Genomic DNA, 19,762 nt, shown 5'->3' with positions numbered 1-19,762 from the left:
TATCCAACTGAAATCGTTCTTTGTTTAGCTTTGTGTCCTTTGTGCCTTTGTGGTGAACTGCTTTTTCCCAGGTATTGTACCAGATGATACGTGCAATCGGACACAGGTTCAAGAGCCTTGTTCGTTTGACCCCGCCAGTGCCCTGTGGTACATTTGACCCATGAAAACAGTGCTGCTGATATTGTTTGTGGCCCTGACGGCGCTGACGGCGTTTGCGGCCAACGGCGAGAAGAACTTCGGCGGCGTCGGCATTGACGGCGTGGCTGCCCCCGACGGGCAGATCACGGTCCGGCAGCTTGTGGCCGGCGGACCTGCCCATGTGGCCGGGATCAAGGCGGGGGATGTCATTACCCACATCGACGGCAAGCCGACCCGGGGCAGCGATTTCCGGCAGATGGTTCACAAGCGGCTGCGGGGGCGCGCCGGGACTCCGGTCGTTTTGAAGGTCCGGCGGGAAGGCGTGGAGAAGCCGCTGACCTTTACCTTGCAGCGACAACAACTGGTGATAACCGCACCCAAGGAGAAATGATAATGATCAAGAGGATTTTGGCCGCCGTCATGCTGACGCTGCTGGTGGCGTCCGGGGCCATGGCCGCCGGACAACAGGCCCCCCAGAGCAGGCTCAACCCCGTCAAGGCGGTAGAGGCCCGGAAGTACCCCCAGATCGTGCTCTACTCCACCTCCTGGTGCCCCCATTGCCGCGCGACCAAGGAGTACTTCGCCAAGAACAACATCCCCTACACCAACCGCGACGTGGAGCAGGATGACCAAGCCATGAAGCTGTTGACCGGCAAATACAAGAGCAAGGGGATTCCGGTGATCGTCTTGGGAACGGGGCAGAACGAGATCGTCATGCACGGCTTTACCCCGGAGTCGTTCCAGGAGAGTCTCAAAAAGGCGCAGGCGAAAAAGTAGCGATAGATCAGGCGCAGGAGGAAGAATGATTTCGTCCGGGACGCGGTCTCTCAATGAGTATAAAAAAGGCCGTGTCGGTCAACATGGGTTGATCGCGCGGCCTTTTGTTGTAAGCGTGATCTCAAAAATATCAGGAGTAACCACGTCACCATGAATTTCGCTTGTATCCCACGGGAGAGCCTGCCCGACATTCTCTGCCGCATGCCCAAAGCAGAGCTGCACATTCACATCGAAGGCTCCCTGGAGCCGGAACTGATCTTTGCACTGGCAACGCGGAACAACATCCCGCTCCCCTATCCAACCGTGGACGACCTGCGTGCCGCCTATGCCTTTACCGACTTGCAGAGCTTTCTGGATATCTACTACGCCGGGGCCGGCGTGCTGCAAACGGAAGACGATTTCTTCGCCATGGCCTGGGCATACCTGAAACGCGCCAAAGCCGAGAATGTCCGCCATGCGGAGATCTTCTTCGACCCCCAGACCCATACGGAGAGGGGAATTCCCTTTGCAACCGTCATCAACGGGCTGGACCGGGCGGTCCGGCGTGGCCGCGAAGAGTTGGGGGTAAGCGCCTCGCTGATCCTCTGCTTTCTGCGCCACCTAAGCGAAGAGGCCGCTTTTGCGACCCTGGAAGAGGCCCTGCCGTTCCGCGACCGGTTCATCGGTGTCGGCCTGGACAGCAGTGAGCGCGGCAATCCGCCGGAGAAATTCGCCCGGGTATTCGCCCGCTGCCGGGAGTTGGGGCTGCGGCTGGTAGCCCATGCCGGGGAGGAGGGACCGGCCGGATACATCCACCATGCCCTCGATCTGCTGAAGGCGGAGCGCATCGACCACGGCGTGCGCTGCCTGGAAGATCCCCAGCTTGTGGCGCGGCTGGCGGAGCAACGGATACCCTTGACCGTGTGCCCCCTGTCCAACGTAAAGCTCTGCGTATTCCCGGACCTTGCCGGCCACACCATCGGCAGATTGCTGGCTGCCGGTATCGCCGCAACGATCAACTCCGACGATCCGGCCTATTTCGGTGGTTACCTGAACGAGAATTACCTGGCCACCTTCGCCGCGCTGCCGGAGCTGGGGGCGCATGAGGCATACCGGTTGGCCCGCAACAGTTTTCAGGCCAGTTTTGTGGATGAAAGCGTCAAGGCGGGATGGATCAGGGAACTTGATGAGTTCTTTGCGCAGCAGTGCATATAAATGACAAATTTTGCTGTCCGGCAGAACGCTGGACAGCGGAAAAACGAGGATTATAGTTCTATGAGAATAATTCTGCCCCTTTCCACCCTGCTTCTTGTGCTCTCGGGAAATGCTCTGGCCGGCAGCGGGTATGACCGCTGCATCAAGGAACAGGATGCCTTGAAGAAGAAGGAGGCCGGCGCATGCAGCGGTTTCAGCTATCTCCTGAATCCGAGCGCATGCTTTGCGACTCAGAAGGCGTTGAGGGAGTATACCGCTACCGATAAGTGCAAAAAGATCGGCAGCGCCGAAAATGCCGATTCCGGCGTTCCACCTGTTGTCCCGGTGAAGCAAGCCGTCAGCGGCGGCAACAGTGGCGGGGGCAACCCGGCAGTCGAAGTAAAGAAGCCGGAACCTGCCGTACCGCACCCGGAAAACACCTGTGAGCAACTGAAGGACGAAAATGCGCGCCTCAAGGCAGAGATTATCCGCCTCATGACAGAGAATAAGCAGCTCAGGAAAACGGGCCAGTAGACAGGTTCATCCCAATAATCCCCATGATCTCTCCACCCCAAGGAGCAGCCATGAAAGTCTACCAGCATAAGCCGCATCCCCAAATCGAACTCCGGAAGAAGCGCGCTCCCAAACCCAAGAAGGTTGTCAAAGAAGGCCCGGTGGCCCGCTTTAACTCATTTCTGGGAGAAAAAATCACCGAGGGCGTGGGCACCATGTGGTGCGCCTATGCCTTTGCCCTCATCGCACTCATCAGCCTCCCGGAAGCCATTCACGGCGGCACGAGCGCCCTCATATCCTGGATCGCGCAGACCTTCCTGCAATTGGTCCTGTTGTCCATCATCATGGTAGGCCAGAAAGTCGAGGGGGCCGCGGCCGATACCAGGGCCGACGACACCTACAATGATGCCGAGGCCATTCTGTACGAGGCGCTTGAGATCCAGAAGCACCTGCAAGCGCAGGATGAACTGCTTCAGGGACTCATCGATTCCTATCAGGCCCCTGCCAAACCAGCCCCCGGAGCTTAGGCCATCCCCGATATACACATGGCATGAGGTGATTCCATGAACCTGATTCAACTGCTGCTCCCCCTGTGCGACAACGATGGCCATCCCTTTCCGCAATCAATGTATCTCCAGGTCAGGGACGAACTCACCGAACAGTTCGGGGGGATAACCACCTACGTCAGGTCTCCCGCAGAAGGGGTGTGGAAAGAGGGGCAGAGCGACGCGGTAAAGGACGAAATCGTTATCTACGAAGTCATGACAAAGGAATTGGACCGCGGGTGGTGGAAAGAGTTCCGGGAGAGGCTGGAGCGCCTTTTCAGGCAGGAGTCCGTCGTTGTCAGGGCAATCCCGATGGATATGCTGTGAGGGGCGTTCATCTGTTACGAGCGGATAGGCTGTGCCTGTGGCACCGGGGCGTGGTGCCGGTTTTGCTTCGGCCCGACATTACAATCCTTGCAAATGCTTCCGTTGTGCGGTAGTATTGTTCTCCATGATCCAGAGCTTCCACGACAACGAGACATTGAAAGTGTGGGAGGGTGAATTCTCACGCAAGCTACCCCATGACATTCAGGCGGTGGCACGGCGCAAGCTCAGGATGCTGAACAACGCCAGAGCTATGGAAGACCTCCGTACCCCGCCCAACAACAGGTTGGAGAAGCTAGGCCGCGACCGCGAAGGGCAGTGGAGCATCAGGATCAACGACCAATGGCGTATCTGCTTTGTGTGGGAAAACGGCACGGCATCCCGCGTCGAGATTTGCGACTATCACTAACAACAACATATCTTGAGGTAATGAGTATGAATAAGCTGCCGAACATCCATCCGGGAGAAGTGCTGAAAGAGGAATTCCTCGTGCCCATGGGCATCAGCCAGTATCGGTTGGCAAAGGAAATCGGCGTGCCCGAGTCCAGGATTTCCGCCATCTGCCAGGGTAAGCGGGGGATCGGGGCCGATACGGCCGTCCGGCTGGCCCGATTCTTCGGCACGACCGCCGGGCTCTGGCTGGGATTGCAGGCTGATTTCGATACGGAAGAGGCGGAGCGGGGGGCATCGGAGGCGTTGGCCCGGATTAACCCCTGGAAACGGGCTGCTTGAGTTTTCTTGATCCGGGCGAAGATATGCAGGGCGGAGGCACTCCGCCCCTACATCTGTCGAAAAAGCAGTTCACCGGCGTGGTCGCGAGGGTCTCGGGGATTCCCCGGGCTTCGTGCGGGAGGGCTGCCTTTTGGTCTGTTTCTCGGCCGTCCGGGCGGGGGGACGTCCTGCCGTCTCTATGCCGGTTTTTGCCGTGCCACGCGGTTTCTGGGGGCGTCCAGACGCCGTTGTGCCGACCTTTGCCGTACTCTGCGCTTTCCGGGGGCTCCCTGGCGCCCCAGTGCCGGTCTTTGTCGTGTTCGTGCTGCGGGGGGGGCGCGGCTTCTGCACCTTCTGCGGCTCGGGCTCAGATATCCCTCCCGGCTGGAGCAATCCCTGCACCTCGGCATCGGTCAGGTAGCGGAACTGGCCCGGCTTCAACGCCCCGATCTCCAGACTGCCGTAGCGTACCCGCCGCAGGCGCACCACGGAGAGGCTGACCACCTCGCACATGCGCCGTACCTGGCGGTTCCTCCCCTCGTGGATCGTTACCGAAATCCAGTCGTTCTGGTCGCTGCTCTTCACCATGCGCACCGTTGCCGGAGCGGTGACGCCGTCCTCCAGCTCGACCCCGCCCGCCATCCGTTTCAGCTGTTGTTCCAGCACCTTGCCCCGCACCCGGACGTGATACTCCTTCTCCACCTCGTGGCGCGGGTGCATCAGGCGGTTGGCCCAATCCCCGTCGTTGGTCAGCAGCAGAAGCCCCTCGGTGTTGTAGTCCAGCCTCCCCACCGGGTAGACCCGCTCCTCCACACCTTTCAACAGGTCGGTCACCAGCGGCCGGTCCTGGGAGTCCTTCAGGGCGGTGATGTAGCCGGTCGGCTTGTTGAGCAGGATATACAGGTGCTTTTCGCTGAACTGGAGCGGCTTGCCGTCCACGGCGACGCGGTCTGTGGCCGGGTCGGCCTTGCTCCCCAGCTCGGTGACAATAACGCCGTTGACCGCGACCCGGCCGTTCACGATCAGTTCCTCGGCGGCCCGGCGGGAGGTGATACCGGCCTGGGAGATGAGTTTTTGCAGACGTTCCAGCATAGTCGTACCTCTTTAACGAAAACGGGGCGGTTAAGCCGCCCCCATTGATACTATATTCCAATTCCAAACATTTCCCTCCCCCCTTGCGGGGGAGGGGCAGGGTGGGGGGGAGATTGCCATGAAATGAACTCATTGGCAGCTTCACCCACCCCCTAGCCTCCTCCCGTCAAGGGAGGGGGGACTTTAAGTTCGCTATTCCACGCAGCGCGTCATGGCGCGGAACTTCTGATAGCGTTTCTCCACCAGGTCGTCCAGGGAGAGCTTGTTCAGCTCCGCCAGGTTGCGGGCTATGGCCTCTTTCAAGGTCGCGGCCATGGCCTCGTGGTCCCGGTGGGCGCCGCCTATGGGCTCGCCTATGATCTCGTCGATGACCCCCAGGCCGATGATGTCCTTGGCGGTCGGTTTGAGCGCCTCTGCGGCCTGCTCGCCCTTGGTGCCGTCGGACCAGAGGATGGCGGCGCACCCTTCCGGGGAGATGACGGCGTAGACCGAGTGCTCCAGCATCAGGATGCGGTCGCCCACGGCGATGGCCAGGGCCCCGCCGGAGCCCCCTTCGCCGGTGACGCAGACGATGATCGGGGTGCGCAGGCTGGCCATCTCGCGCAGGTTGCGGGCAATGGCCTCGGCCTGGCCGCGCTCCTCGGCGCCGATGCCGGGGTAGGCGCCGGGCGTATCCACGAAGGTGATGACCGGCAGCTTGAATTGTTCGGCCATCTGCATCAGGCGCAACGCCTTGCGGTACCCTTCCGGGTTGGGCATGCCGAAGTTGCGGTAGACCTTCTCCTTGGTGTCGCGCCCCTTCTGGTGGCCGATCACCACGACCGGCTGGCCGTCGAAGCGGGCCAGGCCGCCCACGATGGCGTGGTCGTCGCCGAAGTTGCGGTCGCCGTGCAGTTCCACGAATTCGGTGAACATGTGTTTGACATAGTCGAGGGTGAAGGGACGGTTGATGTGGCGCGCCACCTGGGCGGTCTGCCAGCGGGAGAGGTTGGCGAAGATATCCTTGCGCGTCTTCTCCACATGCCCTTCCAGGGTGGCCACGTCGGCGCTGATGTCCAGGCCGTCCGCAGCCAGGGCGTTCAACTCCTCGATCTTCTTCTCAAGCTCCACAATAGGTTTTTCGAATTCCAGATGAAACGGGGTCGCCATAGTGATACCTCGATAGTGTTTTTGCCGGGATATGACTTGTAGAGCCCATGAGTCTCATGGGTCCTATAAGATTCTACTCGAAAGTCGCGGCATTATAGCCGAACAGTCGCTCCACTTCCAGCCTTAAATCATCGCTGGCCATGACGCTCAAATCCGGCGGGAGCGGCATGGTCGCGCGGCTCCGCTGCGGGATGAGAAAATGGATGCAGGCCGGCACGCTGCCGTGGTAGCGCTGGATGATCGTCTTGAGGGCGTCCAGACGCTCCACCGGCAGATCGTCCGTGCGCAGGGTGAAGCAGACCCGCTTGGTGGTCATGGCCCGGGCATCCTGGAGCAGCTTGATATCGCCGGCCGGGCCGGGGTCGCGATGATGCCCCCCCCTGCGCCCGTTGTCGGGGCTGGGGCGGCTGACCAGAATCTTGGCCCCCTTTTCCGTCTTTTCCAGCTTGCCGGTCACCAACAGCGGGTCGTCGGATTTGAGCAGGGTGGAGGTTTCCACATAGGTGTCGGGGAACACGGTGATCTCCACCGAGCCGGTCAGGTCCTCGATGGTGGCGAAGCACATGCGGTCCCCCTTCTTGGTGGGGATCTCCCGGAAGGCGGAGACGATGCCGCAGACCCGCACCTCGCAGCCGTCCGGCATCTCACTCAGATGGGCGATCTCCGAGTTGGTCAGGCGCTTGATGTCGTCCACGTAGCGGTCCAGGGGGTGGCCGGTGATCAGGAAGCCCAACGCCTCCTTCTCGTACCCCAGCTTTTCCTTGTCCGGCCATTCCTGGACGTCGGGGAGGTGCATGCCGCCGTTGCCGTTGTGTCGTACCACCTCGGCGGTGTCGAACAGGGAAACCTGGGCGCTGGCCTTTTCCTCCTGGATCTTCTGGCCGTAGGACATGGCCTGCTCCAGCCCTTCCATGAGGGCCGAGCGGAAAGCGCCGGTGGAGTCGAAGGCGCCGCACTTGATGAGGGCCTCGAATACCTTCTTGTTGGCGCGTCGCATATCGACCCGTTCGCAGAAGTCGTAGATATCCTTGAAGGGACCTTCGGCCCGCGCCTCCAGGATCGCCTCCACGGCGCCGGTGCCGATCCCCTTGACCGCGCCCAGGCCGAAGCGCATGGACTTGCCCACCACGGTGAAGGAGAGGCCGGACTTGTTCACATCCGGCGGCAGCACCTCGATCCCCTGCTCGCGGCAGTCGCCGATGCTCTTGATCACCTTGTCCGTGTTGTCCATGTCGCAGGTGAGAAGCGCGGCCATGAACTCCACCGGGTAGTAGGACTTGAGGTAGGCGGTCTGGTAGGCGATGAGGGCGTAGGCGGCCGAGTGGGACTTGTTGAAGCCGTATTCGGCGAACTTGGCCATCTGGTCGAAGATCGCCTCGGCCTTTTTCGGGTCGATGTTCTGGGCCTTGGCCCCGGCCAGAAACGGCTCCTTCTCCTTGGCCATGACCGCCGGGTCTTTCTTGCCCATGGCGCGGCGCAGGAGGTCAGCGCGCCCCAGGGAGTAGCCGGCCAGGGTGCGGGAGATCTGCATGACCTGCTCCTGGTAGACGATGACCCCGTAGGTATCCTTCAGGATCGGCTCCAGCTGGGGCAGGTCGTAGACCACCTTCTGGCGGCCGTGCTTGCGCTCGATGAACTCGTCCACCATGCCGCACCCCAGGGGGCCCGGCCGGTACAGGGCGCAGGCGGCGATCACGTCCTCGAAGCAGGAGGGCTTGAGCTTGACCAGCATCTCCTTCATGCCGCTGCCTTCGAGCTGGAAGATGCCGGTGGTGTTGCCCGAGGAGATGAGGTCGTAGCTGGCCTTGTCGTCGTCCCGCAGGCGGGTGATGTCGAACTCCGGGTCCTTCCCCTCCCGCACCAGCTTGACGGCGTTCTGGATCACGGTAAGGTTCTTGAGCCCCAGGAAGTCGAACTTGACCAGGCCGACCATCTCCACGTACTTCATGGAGTACTGGGTATTGATGGAACCGGTCTTCTGGTCCTTGTACACCGGCAGAAACTCCTCCAGCTGCCGGGGGGCCACCACCACCCCGGCGGCATGGGTGCCGGCGTGGCGGGCCAAGCCTTCCAGGCAGATGGCGGTTTCCAGCAGATTTTTGATCTGCGGGTCGGCCGCCGCCAACTCCTTCAGTTGCGGTTCCTGCTCCAGGGCCTTTGCCAGGGTCATCTTCAGGTCGTCCGGGATCAGCTTGGCGATGCGGTCCACATCCCCGTAGGTCATGTTCAGCGCCCGCCCCACGTCACGCACCACGGCCTTGGCCTTCATGGTCCCGAAGGTGATGATCTGGCAGACCCGCTCCCGCCCGTATTTCTCCACCACGTACTGGATGACCTCTTCCCGGCGGTCCATGCAGAAGTCGACGTCGATATCAGGCATGGAGATACGTTCCGGGTTGAGGAAACGTTCGAACAGCAGATTGTAGGGCATGGGATCAAGGTCGGTGATCTTGATGGAGTAGGCCACCAGCGAACCGGCGGCCGAGCCCCTGCCCGGACCGACCGGGATGCCGTGGTCCTTGGCCCAGTTGATGAAGTCGGACACGATCAGGAAGTAGGCCGGGAACTGCATCTGGTGGATACAGTCCAGCTCGATGCGCAGGCGGTCGAAGTAGGCCTGCTGCCGTTCCAGGGTCATATCCGGGTACTTGGCCAGAATGGTGACCATGCGCTCCTTGAGCCCTTCCGTGGCCAGGTGCTCCAGCATCTCGCCGTGGGTCTTGCCGGCCGGCGGCTCGAAGTGGGGGAAGAAGTACTCTTTGCCCAAGGGAAGTTCCAAGTCGCAGCGCTCGGCGATGGCCACGGTGTTGGCGATGGCCTCGGGGGCGTAGGAAAATGCCTTGACCATCTCCTCCGGCGACTTGACGTAGAACTCGTCCGCCGTGAACTTCATGTGGGTCGGGTCGCTCATGGTCTTGCCGGTCTGGATGCAGAGCAGCACCTCGTGGGCGCGGGCATCCTCCCGGTTCAGGTAGTGGCAGTCGTTGGTAGCCACGAGCGGCAGCTTCAGCTCGCCCGCAATCTCCAGCAGACGCTTGTTGACCACATCCTGCTCGGCCAGGGTGTTTTCCTGCAACTCGATGTAATAGCGGTCCTCGAACAACTCGCTGTACCAGCGGGCCGTGGCCAGCGCATCCTCCATCTTGTTCCGGCCGCACTGCATGGCCACCTCGCCCTTGAGGCAGGCCGACAGGGCGATGAGCCCGTTGCTGTGTTCCTTCAACAACTCCCGGTCGATGCGGGGGCGGTAGTAGAACCCCTCCTTGTAGCCGGCCGAGGTGAGGTAGGAGAGGTTCCGGTATCCCTCCAGGTTCTGGCAGAGCAGGATCAGGTGGTAGGCCGCGTCGGAGATCCCCCTGGCCTCCTTGGAGAAGCGGGACTCGGGCGCCAGGTAGACCTCGCAGCCGAGGATCGGCTTGATGTGGGCCTTCTGGCACTTGAGGTAGAACTCCACCGCGCCGAACATGTTGCCGTGGTCCGTAATGGCCAGGGCCGGCATGTGGTAATCCTCGGCCTTGTGGACCAGGTCTTCGACGCGGATGGCGCCGTCCAGCAGGGAATACTGGGTATGGAGATGCAGATGGACGAAGGGAGGTGTTTCCATGGGCGACCTTTTGAGAGCGAACAGCGTTAATGACGAAGGGGAAGCGGAGCCGGATGCAAAAAAGAACGGGACCTCTATGAGTTCCCGTTCGGTGATATGTGGGGGATAGTATGCCCCGTTTCGGGCGGTACGTCAATCGGGAGTTATTGGTTTGATTACAAGCCCTTATGCGTAACAGGCCGGAATGTTGGCGTTATTTTTTTGTGTTTTTGGGGGAGGCTTCCCGATTTGTCACTCGGGGAGCCTGGTCTCATCCGATCCCCTTGGTTGTGCGTCAAGCAGCAATCTCCCCATGGTTTTCTTGATGGAATCCCGGTGGATGGTAAAAACGACGCTCAGGATATAGCTCAGTTCGATATAATTGATCCCGTGGGCCTCGGGGTTTACGACGCCATTGTGCGGCGCGCAGTATTGATCCGTATCCTCGGCCAGATGCACCCGGCATACCAGCGGCCTGACCGGCCAGATGGCGCAGCCGTTGTCCGCCCGGTCCAGAAAGACGCACGACTGGTCTTCCGATCTTTGGTCATTCCAGGTCGTTTCCCCCGTGTGATCCATGCTGGTGTCGAATTCCAGGTAATCAAGCTGGCGCGCGAGCTTTTCGTAATCGATCCCGACGCCGTTTTCCCGACAGTAATCACGAATATCCGCCGCTTCCTCGGCGGTGCAATAGACCACTTCATGGCAGCAATTGCCGCACCCCTTGTGGCAGAACGGAGGGGCGTAGCCGAACCTCCTGTCCCGTTCGATCAGGGAGTCGATGGTGGCATCCACCAGCTCGTGCACCACGCGCGTTCGATCCTTGCCGCCGCCCAGATAGCTTTCCCCGATCCGCCGGAACTCTTTCCAGAGCGCTTCCGCCGGGATGTCCGCCAGTTCGTCCGATAGATTTCCGTACAGGAGCATGTCGCCGTCTTTGATGACCTGCTCCTCTACCCACCGGCGATCCTCGTTGAGGGGGAGGGTATGGCCTGAGCCGCAGCAGTTCTTGTATTTTTTTCCGCTGCCGCAGGAGCAGGGATCGTTGCGCCCGATCTTCATGGTGCGTGCCTCGAACGATGCGCGCCGCCCTGCTTTTTGTTGAGCAAGGCGGGGCGGCATTGAATAATTGATGCTTGTTTGTTACTGTTATAGGTAAGAATACACCATGAGGGCCACCCATTAAAAGGCTGCCTCATGCGGTGAGGAGCATATCACAGAATAGGGGAGGAACACATCATGGTAACTGAAAAACAGTGCCCCGAATGCCAGGGCAAGATGATCCTGCTGCCCGGCTGAGGCGGCCTCTTCTGGCGGTGCCAGAAGTGCGGATTAAAGCTTATGTACAACAATGAACAGGATGCCGATTGCCGCTGTTCCTAAAGGAAGCCGGCCTTGACCTCTGCGGATCTGAAGACATCGCTGCACCTCTTCGGCCTTGGCGAACGTGCGTCCCTCCGGGAGATCACGGCCCGTCACCAAGGGCGCGGCAGTTCAAGACCGATCCGCTGTGGGGGGATGGGTAGGGGGAGGGTTCCTCATTTGAAATTTAGAGCCCATATATTCGGGACAGCCCCGTAGGGGCACATGCAAGGCGCCCCTACGGGTCAAATTCCCCACCAAAATACCATGTGTCGCCACAAAAATCCCTCCTAAAACAAACAAAGCCCCGCCTCCCTCACGGGAAACGGGGCCAGTTCACACCCTTGCTATCGTTACGCTACTTCTTCGCCTTTTTCGCCGCCGGTTTCGCCGGGTGCGCGGTGTGCTTGCCCGCCGCCTTCAACGCCTCCTTCATGGCGTGCCCCATCCTGGTGGGGCTCTCGGCCACCACGACCCCGCACTCGTTCAGGGTGCGGATCTTGTCCTCGGCCTTGCCCTTGCCGCCGGTGATGATGGCTCCCGCATGGCCCATGCGTTTGCCCGGCGGGGCCGTGACCCCGGCGATGAACGCCGCCACCGGCTTCTTCATGTTTTCCTTGATCCAGTAGGCCGCCTCTTCCTCGGCCCCGCCGCCGATCTCGCCGATCATGAAGACCGCCTCGGTGTGGGGGTCGTTGTTGAACAACTCCAGCACGTCGATGAACTTCATGCCGATGATCGGGTCGCCGCCGATGCCGACGCAGGTGGATTGCCCCAGCCCCATGTCGGTGAGCTGCTTCACCGCCTCGTAGGTCAGGGTGCCGCTGCGGGAGACGACGCCGATCTTGCCCGGCTTGTGGATGTAGCCCGGCATGATGCCCAGCTTGCACTGGCCGGGGGTGATGACGCCGGGGCAGTTGGGGCCCACCAGCAGGGTCCGGCTCCGCTCCTGGATCGCGCGGGCCAGGACCATGTCCCGCACCGGTATCCCCTCGGTGATGCACACCGCCAGGTCCAGTTCGGCGGCGCAGGCCTCCAGGATGGCGTCGGCCGCCGCCGGGGGCGGCACGAAGATCATGGAGACGTTGGCCTTGGTGTAGCGCACCGCCTCTTCCACGGTGTTGAACACCGGGATGCCGTCGATGTGGATGCCCCCCTTGCCGGGGGTGACGCCGGCCACGATGTTGGTGCCGTAGGCCCGGCACTGCTGGGTGTGGAACAGGCCGCTGCGGCCGGTGATCCCCTGTACGATGATCTTGGAATGCTTATCGATCAGTATGGACATGCTATTTTCCCCCCAATCCCAGCATCTTGACGATCCGCTTGGCGCCGTCCCCCAGGTTGTCGCCCACCTGCACGTTCAGCCCCGATTCCATGAGGAGGCGTTTCCCCTCCTCCACGTTGCTGCCGTCCATGCGCACCACGATGGGGAGGTGGCACTGCACCTCGTTGGCCGCCTCGATGATCCCCTGGGCGATGACGTCGCAGCGCATGATGCCGCCGAAGATGTTGACGAAGACCGCCTTGACGTCGCAGTCCTCCAGGATGATCTTGAACGCCTCGGTGACCTTCTCCCGCGTGGCCCCGCCCCCCACGTCCAGGAAGTTGGCCGGTTCGCCGCCGAACTCCTTCAGCACGTCCAGGGTGGCCATGGCCAGGCCCGCGCCGTTGACCATGCAGCCGATGGAGCCTTCCAGCTTGATGTAGGCCAGGTCGTACTTGCCGGCGTTGATCTCCAGCGGGTCGAGCTGGGAGTAGTCCACCATGTCCGGGTATTCCCGGTGGCGGTACACGGCGTTGTCGTCGAAGGACATCTTGCCGTCCATGGCCAGGAGCCACCCGGCCTTGGTGACCACCAGGGGGTTGATCTCCACCAGGTAACAGTCCTTGTCCAGGCAGCAGCGGTACAGGTTGAGGATCAACTCCACGCAGTCCTCGCACACCACGCCGGTGAGCCCCAGGGCCAGGGCGATCTTGCGGGCCTGGTAGGGACGCAGCCCCATGAGCGGGTCGATGGTCAGGACGTGGATCTTTTCCGGGGATTTGTGGGCCACCTCCTCGATGTCCATGCCCCCCTCGGGGGAGGCGATGAGGCAGTAGCGCGACGTGGCCCGGTCCAGGGTGATGGAAAGGTAGAACTCCCGGGCGATCTCCACCGCCTCCTCCACCAGGATGCGGCGGACCTTGAGCCCCTCCGGCCCGGTCTGGGGGGTGACGAGCTTCTTGCCGAACAGCTCCTTGGCCACGTCGTTGGCCTGCTCCGGGTGGTGGACGATCTTGACGCCCCCCGCCTTGCCGCGCCCGCCCGCATAGATCTGGGCCTTGACCACGCAGTGGCCCCCCATCTCCTTGGCGGCCCGCTCCACCTGGTCGGCGGTCAGCGCCACGCGGCTGCGGGGCACGGGGATGCCGAAGGTGCTGAAGATCTCCTTGGCCTGGTACTCATGGATGTTCATGGCAAGCTCCGTCCGTCGGGATTTTGATGGAGTATACCAGGAAATATGGTGTAGACAAGATGATTTTACCGGTAATGAATTTTTTTATTATGGGTAAAATGCGAGAGTGTGGCTACCACCCCCGGCCCTTTAGGCCCCAGAGGGTCCTCCTAAATTAGGAGGGGGTCAGGGGGTGGTTGAGGATTACCGTGACTGGCGGGTGTTCTGCTGGTCGATCTTGGCGTATTCCGCCTCGGAGGGGCGCAGGTAGACCGGCAGGAGGCGCTCCGGCGTCAGGGTGGCGCTGTTCCGGTAGGCGTGGAGGGCCAGGAGCGCGCCGTTGGCGGCGTGGCCCGCATGGTGGAAGGGGGAGGGGAAGCGGGCCTGTCCGCCCATGCGTTCGGTGATGACCTGGCGGTAGCGGAGCGCGCCGTCGCCGGCGAAGATGACCGGCGTATGGGTGGCGGCGGAGAGTTTGTCCAGGAACGCCTCCGGCCCCATGACGCACTCCTCCATGATGGGGGCGGGGAGGGGGGCGGAGCAGTCGTACAGGGCGGCGTAGACCTCGTTCTTGCGGGCGTCCAGCAGGGGGCAGACCGGCAGGGAGGCCAGGGGGAAGTTCATGGCAACCAGGGCCAGGGTGGAGAAGCCGACGCACGGCTTGCCGGTGGCCAGGGCCAGCCCCTGGATCGTGGCGACGCCGGCCCGCACCCCGGTAAAGGAGCCGGGGCCGACGGCGCAGGTAAAGAGGTCGATGGCGTCGATCGTGAGCCCCGCTGCGGCCAGCATGCGTTCGATCTCCGGTATGAGGCGCGCCGACAGGGTCTTGTTGGCGCTGAACAGGGCCTCGGCGACGATGGTTTCGTCGGAGGTCAGGGCGATGCTGGCGATGGCGGTGGAGGAGTCGATGCTGATGATGTGCATGGTAAGTGGGTTCCCGGTGGCTAGTGGATTAATTATCTCTTCCCAACTTTCCCTCATGGGACTTATACGTCCCATAGGACCCATAGGTCCCAGAAGCCGGAGGCCGGGGATGGGCTGCTGCTTACTCGTCCTCCGGCGGTATCCGGCCGGTCCTCTGGACGAATTCCAGCTGTTCGGCCTTGCGGCCGAGGGCCTCCCGGCAGAAGCTCCAGATGCGGTAGCTCTCCACCGACAGGATGGTGACCCCGGAGCCGAGGACGGCCCAGAAGTTGTCGTCCAGCGCCTTGGCGAAGTGGTAGAAGAGAAAGAAGCCGGTCAGGTAGCCCACATGGCAGAAGCTGCTCTTGTGCTCCAGGCCCGCCGTCATGCGCGAGAGGCTGAGGATGATGGCGGAGAAGGTGTAGAACAGGAGGACGATGCTGATGATGTGGGGCGCCGGCGGCGGACCGAGGGCCGCCACGACCGTGTCGGGCAGGGGGAGCATGGGGAAGTCGCGCCATGCCGTCATGCAGACGAGCATGAACAGGGAAAAGGCCCACAGCCCCCGGTTGGAGAAACGGCCGAGACGCTTGATGTCAGCCCTGAGCTGCTGTTCGAACAGCTCGACCTGGCTCTGCTGCGGCGCCAGGTCGGTTGCCGGCTGATTGTCGACGGTCTGTGTCATCGCATAGCCCGATGTGCGCGAAACCGGAGCCGGGCCCCGGTTGTGAGTTTCTTGCAGCACCTAGACATCCTTCGGGACGGTTCCCTGTTCGGTAGTGGCCGGTTCTTTCCCGGCGGGACGAATCCTCTGGCTCAGGTTATAGAGGGATTGGGCAATTCTGTCAAGTTCACGGGGAAAGTGGGTGGGATGGGCCGTGGGGGTCTCACCCGCCTCCACCTGGTCGGCCAGGTGGCGCAGTCTCTGCAACGGCAGAAAGACGCTCCGGCGCAGGAGTGCCGTGACGCCGCCCACGGTCAGCACGAGGATCATGATGGTGAAGACGATCATCTGGTTGCGGATGGAGGCCAGGGAGTTGAGCAGCATCTCCCGGGAGAGCCCGATGTCCAGGATGCCCAGCACCTTTTGTTCCGGGGGGTGGACATGGCAGGCGGCATTGGCGCATTCCGGTTCGTTGTAGATGGGGGCGGTGATGGCCAGCACATCCCGGCCGTCGCCGTTGGTGAAGATGCGCGCCTGTTCCATCTTGCCCAGGGAGGCGGACGGCGTGGCCCCGGCGTGGCAAGCGATGCACCCCTCGGTCTTCTTGTCCACCTGGCGGTCCAGTTCGTCGGACCGGGTGGAGATATTGACGATCCCCTTCTTGTTGAAGATGCGGATATGTTCGACCCCCTTCTGCTGGCCGATGTTGCTGATGATCGTGGTGAGCATCTCCCGGTCGGACTTGAGCATGGCGTACCGGGTGGATTTGAGGATCGTGTCGGCCAGGTTGGTGGCATAGCCTACCGTGTCCCGGTTGACCACGTTCTTGATGACCGAGTAGAGGAGGAGGAAACAGACGACGACGAATCCGGTGACGGCAATGCCGACCGGAATGAGGGCTCGTCCTGCGAGGGTTTTGAACATGTTTTCATCTCTCCCTGGTGGTAGTTGATTCAACCTTCCCTCTGGGACCTATAGGTCGTATGAGTCCTATAGGCCCCAGAGTAGTTCTTATTTCGTCTTGTGGCAACTGGCGCAGTTGGCCTTGACGCTGAATGCCTCCTTGCCGTTGTGGCATGCCCCGCAGGATTTGCCTTTCTCCATGTCGGTCATGGTCGCCTTGCCAGTCACGGCCCGGTAGGGGAAGATCTTGGTGTGGCAGTCGGCGCATTTATATGCCTGGCTATGGAACGAGTGGCTGAAGGTGACCGGTGCGGTATCCTTGACCGTAAAGCCGATGTCCTTCGGTTTCAACCCTTTGTGGCAGCGATCGCAGTTGCCGACCACGGTAAAGACCTTGGCGCTGTTGTGGCAGGCACCGCAGGATTTCCCCTTTTCCATGGCATGCATGGTGACGCGCGCCTTGCTGCGGGTGGTGGTGTAAATCTTGGTGTGGCAACTGCCGCACTGGAAATGGCTCGCGTGGTCGGCGTGGCTGAAGATGACGTTGCCGACGTTCTTGACGGCGAATTTCTGATCCCTGGTGGGGTGGCACGAGGCGCATTTGTCGAGGCTGAAGGCAGTTTTGCCGTTATGGCACGCCCCGCACGACTTGCCCTTCTCCATCTCCGCCATGGTGGTCCGTTTGTTGTGGCCCGCGGCGAACAGGCTCGGGTGGCAGGCGCTGCAGTCGGGGGTGGCGGCCAGGTGCTTCTGATGGCTGAAACGGGTGGTGCCCGTTGCCTTCACCGCGTAGGTGATCTCCTTCACCTGGTGGCAGCGGGCGCACTCCTTCAGGGCAAAGGCGTTTTTGCCGTCATGGCAGGCACCGCACGACTTGCCCTTCTCCATGTCGGCCATGGTGTAGGTGGCCTTTTTCTTGAATGGGTAGAGGGTGTCGTGGCAGGACTTGCAGTTGTTGGCCATCTGTTTCTGCTGGATATGCTTCTTGTGGCTGAAGACCACTTTGCCGGCATTGTTCGTCGTGAAGGTGATATCCCGAATATCCACGGCTTGTGCAATCATGCCGAATAACAGAACCGCCAGGGTGATCGAAAACATGAGATTGCGACGCATGGAGCTCCTCCTGTGGATGATGGAAGGAAAGGGTTCTTTTTCGCCCATGCGGCGTCAATCTCCGGGCTCGCTTCGTGCGGCGTACTGATGTACGCCTCCGCGCAATCCCTCGATTTCCGTGCCTGGACGAAAAATCCCTCCTTTCCGAATCGAAATCTATCTACGCTGTTTCCGTGGTGCTGGAATGGCGCGCCGCCGCATGGGGTTCGGTCACCGGCACCGGCTCCGCTCCGGGGATGGCCCCCAGTTCGTCCTCTACCTCCTCTTCCTCCCAGCCGTTCCACATCGGCTTGAAGTGGGCAAAGGGGGTGTGCCCCAGGGTCGCCAGGTAGATGTGTACGAAGAGGAAGGCGCAGAAACAGCAGGCGATCAGGTAGTGGACGCTCACCAGGGTCTTGATGCCACCGATCACGATGAAGATCTCCCGCAGCGGGGCGACGTACATCAGGACGTAGCCGGAAAAGACGACCAGCGGCAGCAGCACGAACATGATCACCAGGTACGAGGCCTTCTGCAACGGGTTGAACTTGCTGTCCGGGGTGCTGTGATGCGGGTTGGGCCCCCCTTTGAAATAATAGAAGAAGTAAAAGAACGCCTGGCGGAAGAGGCCGGATTTTATGTCCTCAAGGGTTGGGACATACAGTTTGAGCATGGTGCGGGCCACGAACATGTAGTAGATGAGCCAGAGGGCATAGGATATGGACACCACGACGCCGGCGGTGTTATGGAGGCGGATGGCCGCCTTGTAGGTGCCGAAGATGTTCACGTAATCGGGAAACCTGATCTGCAGGGCCGTCACGCAGAGGGTCACGATGCCGAAGGCGTTCAGCCAGTGCCAGATCCTGACCGGCATGGGGGTGAGATAGATCTGTTCCGTGTGTTTCATGGCTCAGTGCTCCTTCCGGTTTTTTCTGGTGAGGAACCGCAGGGTGCCGTGCCCGACCGGCATCATCATCCCGCCCACTATGATCAGCGCACCGACGATGTTGAGGGCGCTGCTTCTGGTGGTGCCGAGCATGTAAAAATCGGGCGTCCCATAGAGAATATCAAGAATTGCGCCCTTTTCAACCGCCACGCGGGTCACGTTGCCGTTTTTGTCGGGGAACGCCACATAGCTGGTCTGCATCGCCTGAGGCCCCGAGGCGTGGCAGAAGGAGCAATCCCAGCACTTCTCGTTGATCTGGTAGGTATGGGTGACCGTCTCGGGGGTCATCATCCCCCAGAGCCGCATCCCCTTGTTGCGCGCCTCGTGGTTGAAATCCCTCAGTTCGGCCAGGGAGATGAAGCCGTCGCCGTTTTTGTCCACCAGTCGGCTGATATCCCCGTTTATGGGTTGCAGCGCGCCAAGCTCGCCGTATGTGGCGGTCTTGAAGTCGCCGTGGGGATCGTCCGGTTTCTTGTTTTCGATGGCCATGGTGATGACGTAGCTCTTGGAGCCGGTATGGCAGGTGACGCAGGGGAGCGAATCCAGGTGCAGGTCGGCCTGGGTGAGCCATTTGGAATGGCTCTTGATGGTCTTGCCCTTGTCGTGGCACTTGGCGCATTTGCTGTTCAGGTAATCGCCGGATGCCGCGATGCCCGGCTTGACCTCATGGGGGTTGTGGCAGTCGTTGCAGGCCGCCTTGGCGCCATGGAGGCTTTTGGCGTATTCCGCCTGGATGGGGGCATGGCATTCCTTGCACCTGGCCTTGGTGGGGTGGGAACCGTCCTTGGGATGGGCTGCCGTCACCGAGTCATGGCACGAGGTGCACCCGATCAGGGCATGGGTTGTGGAGGCGAATTTGCTCGCATCCAGGTACAGCCGCTCGCCGCCGTTTCTGGCAACATCCCGATTGCCGTGGCAGGCGAGGCAGGCGTCATTGTCCGCGCCGGCCGCCGAAGCGGCGGCCGCGGGCAGCATGAGAACAGCCAGGCACAGTATCACTCTGCAAACATCCGTCTTCACGTGAGCTCTCCTTTTCCCTGGGGCCCCGTCTCGGGCGGGGCGATGGGTAGTGGTGCCGTCTGGTGCGCATTGTTTCGTAGATGTGCCGCCGATTCCACATTGACGTGAAATCGGCGGTAAGTGCTCGTGCTGCGCCGTTATTTATTGGTCACGGTCTGGGGGTCGGCTACCTTGTTCTTGCCCATGGCCTTGGCGAACCCGAGCATTATCAGGAGCGCCGGCATGAGTTGGGCAACGACGATCAGGGCGCAGAAGCCCAGGAAGATCCATACGAAGAGCCCGCTGTTGTCCTCCCGCGCGCCGCTTGCCGCAAAGGCGCTGGATGCGGAACCGATGGTAAGCATGAGAGCATTGATCAATGGTGTGGTTTTCATGGCGTCCTCCCTCGGTAGTATAGCATTCAAAGTGTGTTTGAAAAGTTGCCCCGCCTTT

General features: G+C 61.3%; 21 protein-coding genes and 1 pseudogene. 8 read left to right on the top strand and 14 right to left on the bottom strand.

Annotated features, from left to right (window positions below; translation table 11 throughout):
• The first annotated feature begins 160 nt into the window (after positions 1–160).
• From ET418_RS04095 to ET418_RS04060, 8 genes are all read left to right on the top strand, one after another.
• Entirely contained in the window at positions 161–529 is a 369-nt protein-coding gene (locus ET418_RS04095) for a PDZ domain-containing protein (protein ID WP_149306303.1), read from the top strand.
• Positions 530–531: 2 nt separating this feature from the next.
• Positions 532–915 (top strand): glutaredoxin domain-containing protein, encoded by a 384-nt coding sequence (locus ET418_RS04090; RefSeq protein ID WP_149306302.1) that lies wholly within the window; start codon positions 532–534, stop codon positions 913–915.
• 150 nt (positions 916–1,065) lie between these two features.
• Positions 1,066–2,109 carry an adenosine deaminase gene (locus tag ET418_RS04085; RefSeq protein ID WP_149306301.1) on the top strand — a complete coding sequence of 348 codons (1,044 nt, stop codon included), beginning with the start codon at positions 1,066–1,068 and terminating at the stop codon, positions 2,107–2,109.
• Between the two features lie 60 nt (positions 2,110–2,169).
• A complete protein-coding gene (locus tag ET418_RS04080; protein WP_149306300.1) occupies positions 2,170–2,622 on the top strand; it encodes a hypothetical protein in 453 nt (150 codons plus the stop codon).
• A gap of 50 nt (positions 2,623–2,672) precedes the next feature.
• On the top strand, positions 2,673–3,128 hold the full coding sequence (locus ET418_RS04075) for a hypothetical protein (protein ID WP_149306299.1): 456 nt from the start codon (positions 2,673–2,675) through the stop codon (positions 3,126–3,128).
• Between the two features lie 36 nt (positions 3,129–3,164).
• Entirely contained in the window at positions 3,165–3,473 is a 309-nt protein-coding gene (locus ET418_RS04070) for a hypothetical protein (protein ID WP_149306298.1), read from the top strand.
• Positions 3,474–3,597: 124 nt separating this feature from the next.
• Positions 3,598–3,879 (top strand): type II toxin-antitoxin system RelE/ParE family toxin, encoded by a 282-nt coding sequence (locus tag ET418_RS04065; protein ID WP_149306297.1) that lies wholly within the window; start codon positions 3,598–3,600, stop codon positions 3,877–3,879.
• Positions 3,880–3,905: 26 nt separating this feature from the next.
• Positions 3,906–4,202: a HigA family addiction module antitoxin gene (locus ET418_RS04060; protein WP_149306296.1), complete on the top strand. Its 297-nt coding sequence runs from the start codon at positions 3,906–3,908 to the stop codon at positions 4,200–4,202.
• A 69-nt stretch (positions 4,203–4,271) separates the two neighbouring features.
• Here ET418_RS04060 and ET418_RS04055 read toward each other — a convergent pair whose 3' ends face one another.
• The 14 genes and pseudogenes from ET418_RS04055 to ET418_RS03990 form a co-directional block, all read right to left on the bottom strand.
• Positions 4,272–5,273, bottom strand: coding sequence for a pseudouridine synthase (locus ET418_RS04055; RefSeq protein ID WP_149306295.1), 1,002 nt, complete (start codon positions 5,271–5,273; stop codon positions 4,272–4,274).
• A 192-nt stretch (positions 5,274–5,465) separates the two neighbouring features.
• A complete protein-coding gene (locus ET418_RS04050; RefSeq protein WP_149306294.1) occupies positions 5,466–6,422 on the bottom strand; it encodes an acetyl-CoA carboxylase carboxyltransferase subunit alpha in 957 nt (318 codons plus the stop codon).
• Between the two features lie 73 nt (positions 6,423–6,495).
• Positions 6,496–10,026, bottom strand: a complete 3,531-nt coding sequence (gene dnaE / locus ET418_RS04045) for a DNA polymerase III subunit alpha (RefSeq protein ID WP_149306293.1) — start codon at positions 10,024–10,026, stop codon at positions 6,496–6,498.
• A 231-nt stretch (positions 10,027–10,257) separates the two neighbouring features.
• Entirely contained in the window at positions 10,258–10,932 is a 675-nt protein-coding gene (locus ET418_RS18075) for a YkgJ family cysteine cluster protein (RefSeq protein WP_246152944.1), read from the bottom strand.
• A 66-nt stretch (positions 10,933–10,998) separates the two neighbouring features.
• A pseudogene (locus ET418_RS18375) lies at positions 10,999–11,076 on the bottom strand (SEC-C metal-binding domain-containing protein); the annotation flags it as partial.
• 649 nt (positions 11,077–11,725) lie between these two features.
• Complete coding sequence (gene sucD / locus ET418_RS04030; protein WP_149306292.1) at positions 11,726–12,652, bottom strand: succinate--CoA ligase subunit alpha; 927 nt, start codon at positions 12,650–12,652, stop codon at positions 11,726–11,728.
• Between the two features lies 1 nt (position 12,653).
• Complete coding sequence (gene sucC, locus ET418_RS04025) at positions 12,654–13,823, bottom strand: ADP-forming succinate--CoA ligase subunit beta (RefSeq protein WP_149306291.1); 1,170 nt, start codon at positions 13,821–13,823, stop codon at positions 12,654–12,656.
• A 183-nt stretch (positions 13,824–14,006) separates the two neighbouring features.
• On the bottom strand, positions 14,007–14,726 hold the full coding sequence (gene tsaB / locus ET418_RS04020; protein WP_149306290.1) for a tRNA (adenosine(37)-N6)-threonylcarbamoyltransferase complex dimerization subunit type 1 TsaB: 720 nt from the start codon (positions 14,724–14,726) through the stop codon (positions 14,007–14,009).
• A gap of 121 nt (positions 14,727–14,847) precedes the next feature.
• Entirely contained in the window at positions 14,848–15,390 is a 543-nt protein-coding gene (locus tag ET418_RS04015; RefSeq protein WP_149306289.1) for a menaquinol oxidoreductase, read from the bottom strand.
• A gap of 60 nt (positions 15,391–15,450) precedes the next feature.
• Positions 15,451–16,293: a HAMP domain-containing protein gene (locus tag ET418_RS04010; RefSeq protein ID WP_149306288.1), complete on the bottom strand. Its 843-nt coding sequence runs from the start codon at positions 16,291–16,293 to the stop codon at positions 15,451–15,453.
• Positions 16,294–16,380: 87 nt separating this feature from the next.
• Positions 16,381–17,385, bottom strand: coding sequence for a cytochrome c3 family protein (locus tag ET418_RS04005; protein ID WP_149306287.1), 1,005 nt, complete (start codon positions 17,383–17,385; stop codon positions 16,381–16,383).
• A gap of 160 nt (positions 17,386–17,545) precedes the next feature.
• Entirely contained in the window at positions 17,546–18,271 is a 726-nt protein-coding gene (locus tag ET418_RS04000; protein WP_149306286.1) for a cytochrome b/b6 domain-containing protein, read from the bottom strand.
• 3 nt (positions 18,272–18,274) lie between these two features.
• A complete protein-coding gene (locus ET418_RS03995; protein ID WP_246152936.1) occupies positions 18,275–19,330 on the bottom strand; it encodes a cytochrome c3 family protein in 1,056 nt (351 codons plus the stop codon).
• 137 nt (positions 19,331–19,467) lie between these two features.
• The gene (locus ET418_RS03990) at positions 19,468–19,704 is read right to left on the bottom strand and encodes a hypothetical protein (protein ID WP_149306285.1); all 237 of its coding nucleotides are present in this window, start codon (positions 19,702–19,704) and stop codon (positions 19,468–19,470) included.
• Positions 19,705–19,762 lie beyond the last annotated feature (58 nt).

It is taken from the genome of Oryzomonas rubra (genome assembly GCF_008369015.1).
GTDB classification, from domain to species: domain Bacteria; phylum Desulfobacterota; class Desulfuromonadia; order Geobacterales; family Pseudopelobacteraceae; genus Oryzomonas; species Oryzomonas japonica.
The sequence above is the reverse complement of the archived record's forward strand: the minus strand, read 5'-3'. Positions and strand labels throughout refer to the sequence as shown.

What these genes read in the sequence shown, in the direction of transcription:
- ET418_RS04075 (WP_149306299.1), top strand. Translation starts at nt 2,673, where the DNA reads ATGAAAGTCTACCAGCATAAGCCGCATCCCCAAATCGAACTCCGGAAG.
- ET418_RS04050 (WP_149306294.1), bottom strand. Translation starts at nt 6,422, where the DNA reads ATGGCGACCCCGTTTCATCTGGAATTCGAAAAACCTATTGTGGAGCTT.
- ET418_RS04070 (WP_149306298.1), top strand. Translation starts at nt 3,165, where the DNA reads ATGAACCTGATTCAACTGCTGCTCCCCCTGTGCGACAACGATGGCCAT.
- ET418_RS04055 (WP_149306295.1), bottom strand. Translation starts at nt 5,273, where the DNA reads ATGCTGGAACGTCTGCAAAAACTCATCTCCCAGGCCGGTATCACCTCC.
- dnaE (WP_149306293.1), bottom strand. Translation starts at nt 10,026, where the DNA reads ATGGAAACACCTCCCTTCGTCCATCTGCATCTCCATACCCAGTATTCC.
- ET418_RS04095 (WP_149306303.1), top strand. Translation starts at nt 161, where the DNA reads ATGAAAACAGTGCTGCTGATATTGTTTGTGGCCCTGACGGCGCTGACG.
- ET418_RS04080 (WP_149306300.1), top strand. Translation starts at nt 2,170, where the DNA reads ATGAGAATAATTCTGCCCCTTTCCACCCTGCTTCTTGTGCTCTCGGGA.
- tsaB (WP_149306290.1), bottom strand. Translation starts at nt 14,726, where the DNA reads ATGCACATCATCAGCATCGACTCCTCCACCGCCATCGCCAGCATCGCC.
- ET418_RS04015 (WP_149306289.1), bottom strand. Translation starts at nt 15,390, where the DNA reads ATGACACAGACCGTCGACAATCAGCCGGCAACCGACCTGGCGCCGCAG.
- ET418_RS04005 (WP_149306287.1), bottom strand. Translation starts at nt 17,385, where the DNA reads ATGCGTCGCAATCTCATGTTTTCGATCACCCTGGCGGTTCTGTTATTC.
- ET418_RS04000 (WP_149306286.1), bottom strand. Translation starts at nt 18,271, where the DNA reads ATGAAACACACGGAACAGATCTATCTCACCCCCATGCCGGTCAGGATC.
- sucD (WP_149306292.1), bottom strand. Translation starts at nt 12,652, where the DNA reads ATGTCCATACTGATCGATAAGCATTCCAAGATCATCGTACAGGGGATC.
- sucC (WP_149306291.1), bottom strand. Translation starts at nt 13,823, where the DNA reads ATGAACATCCATGAGTACCAGGCCAAGGAGATCTTCAGCACCTTCGGC.
- ET418_RS04010 (WP_149306288.1), bottom strand. Translation starts at nt 16,293, where the DNA reads ATGTTCAAAACCCTCGCAGGACGAGCCCTCATTCCGGTCGGCATTGCC.
- ET418_RS04060 (WP_149306296.1), top strand. Translation starts at nt 3,906, where the DNA reads ATGAATAAGCTGCCGAACATCCATCCGGGAGAAGTGCTGAAAGAGGAA.
- ET418_RS03990 (WP_149306285.1), bottom strand. Translation starts at nt 19,704, where the DNA reads ATGAAAACCACACCATTGATCAATGCTCTCATGCTTACCATCGGTTCC.
- ET418_RS04085 (WP_149306301.1), top strand. Translation starts at nt 1,066, where the DNA reads ATGAATTTCGCTTGTATCCCACGGGAGAGCCTGCCCGACATTCTCTGC.
- ET418_RS18075 (WP_246152944.1), bottom strand. Translation starts at nt 10,932, where the DNA reads ATGCTCCTGTACGGAAATCTATCGGACGAACTGGCGGACATCCCGGCG.
- ET418_RS04090 (WP_149306302.1), top strand. Translation starts at nt 532, where the DNA reads ATGATCAAGAGGATTTTGGCCGCCGTCATGCTGACGCTGCTGGTGGCG.
- ET418_RS04065 (WP_149306297.1), top strand. Translation starts at nt 3,598, where the DNA reads ATGATCCAGAGCTTCCACGACAACGAGACATTGAAAGTGTGGGAGGGT.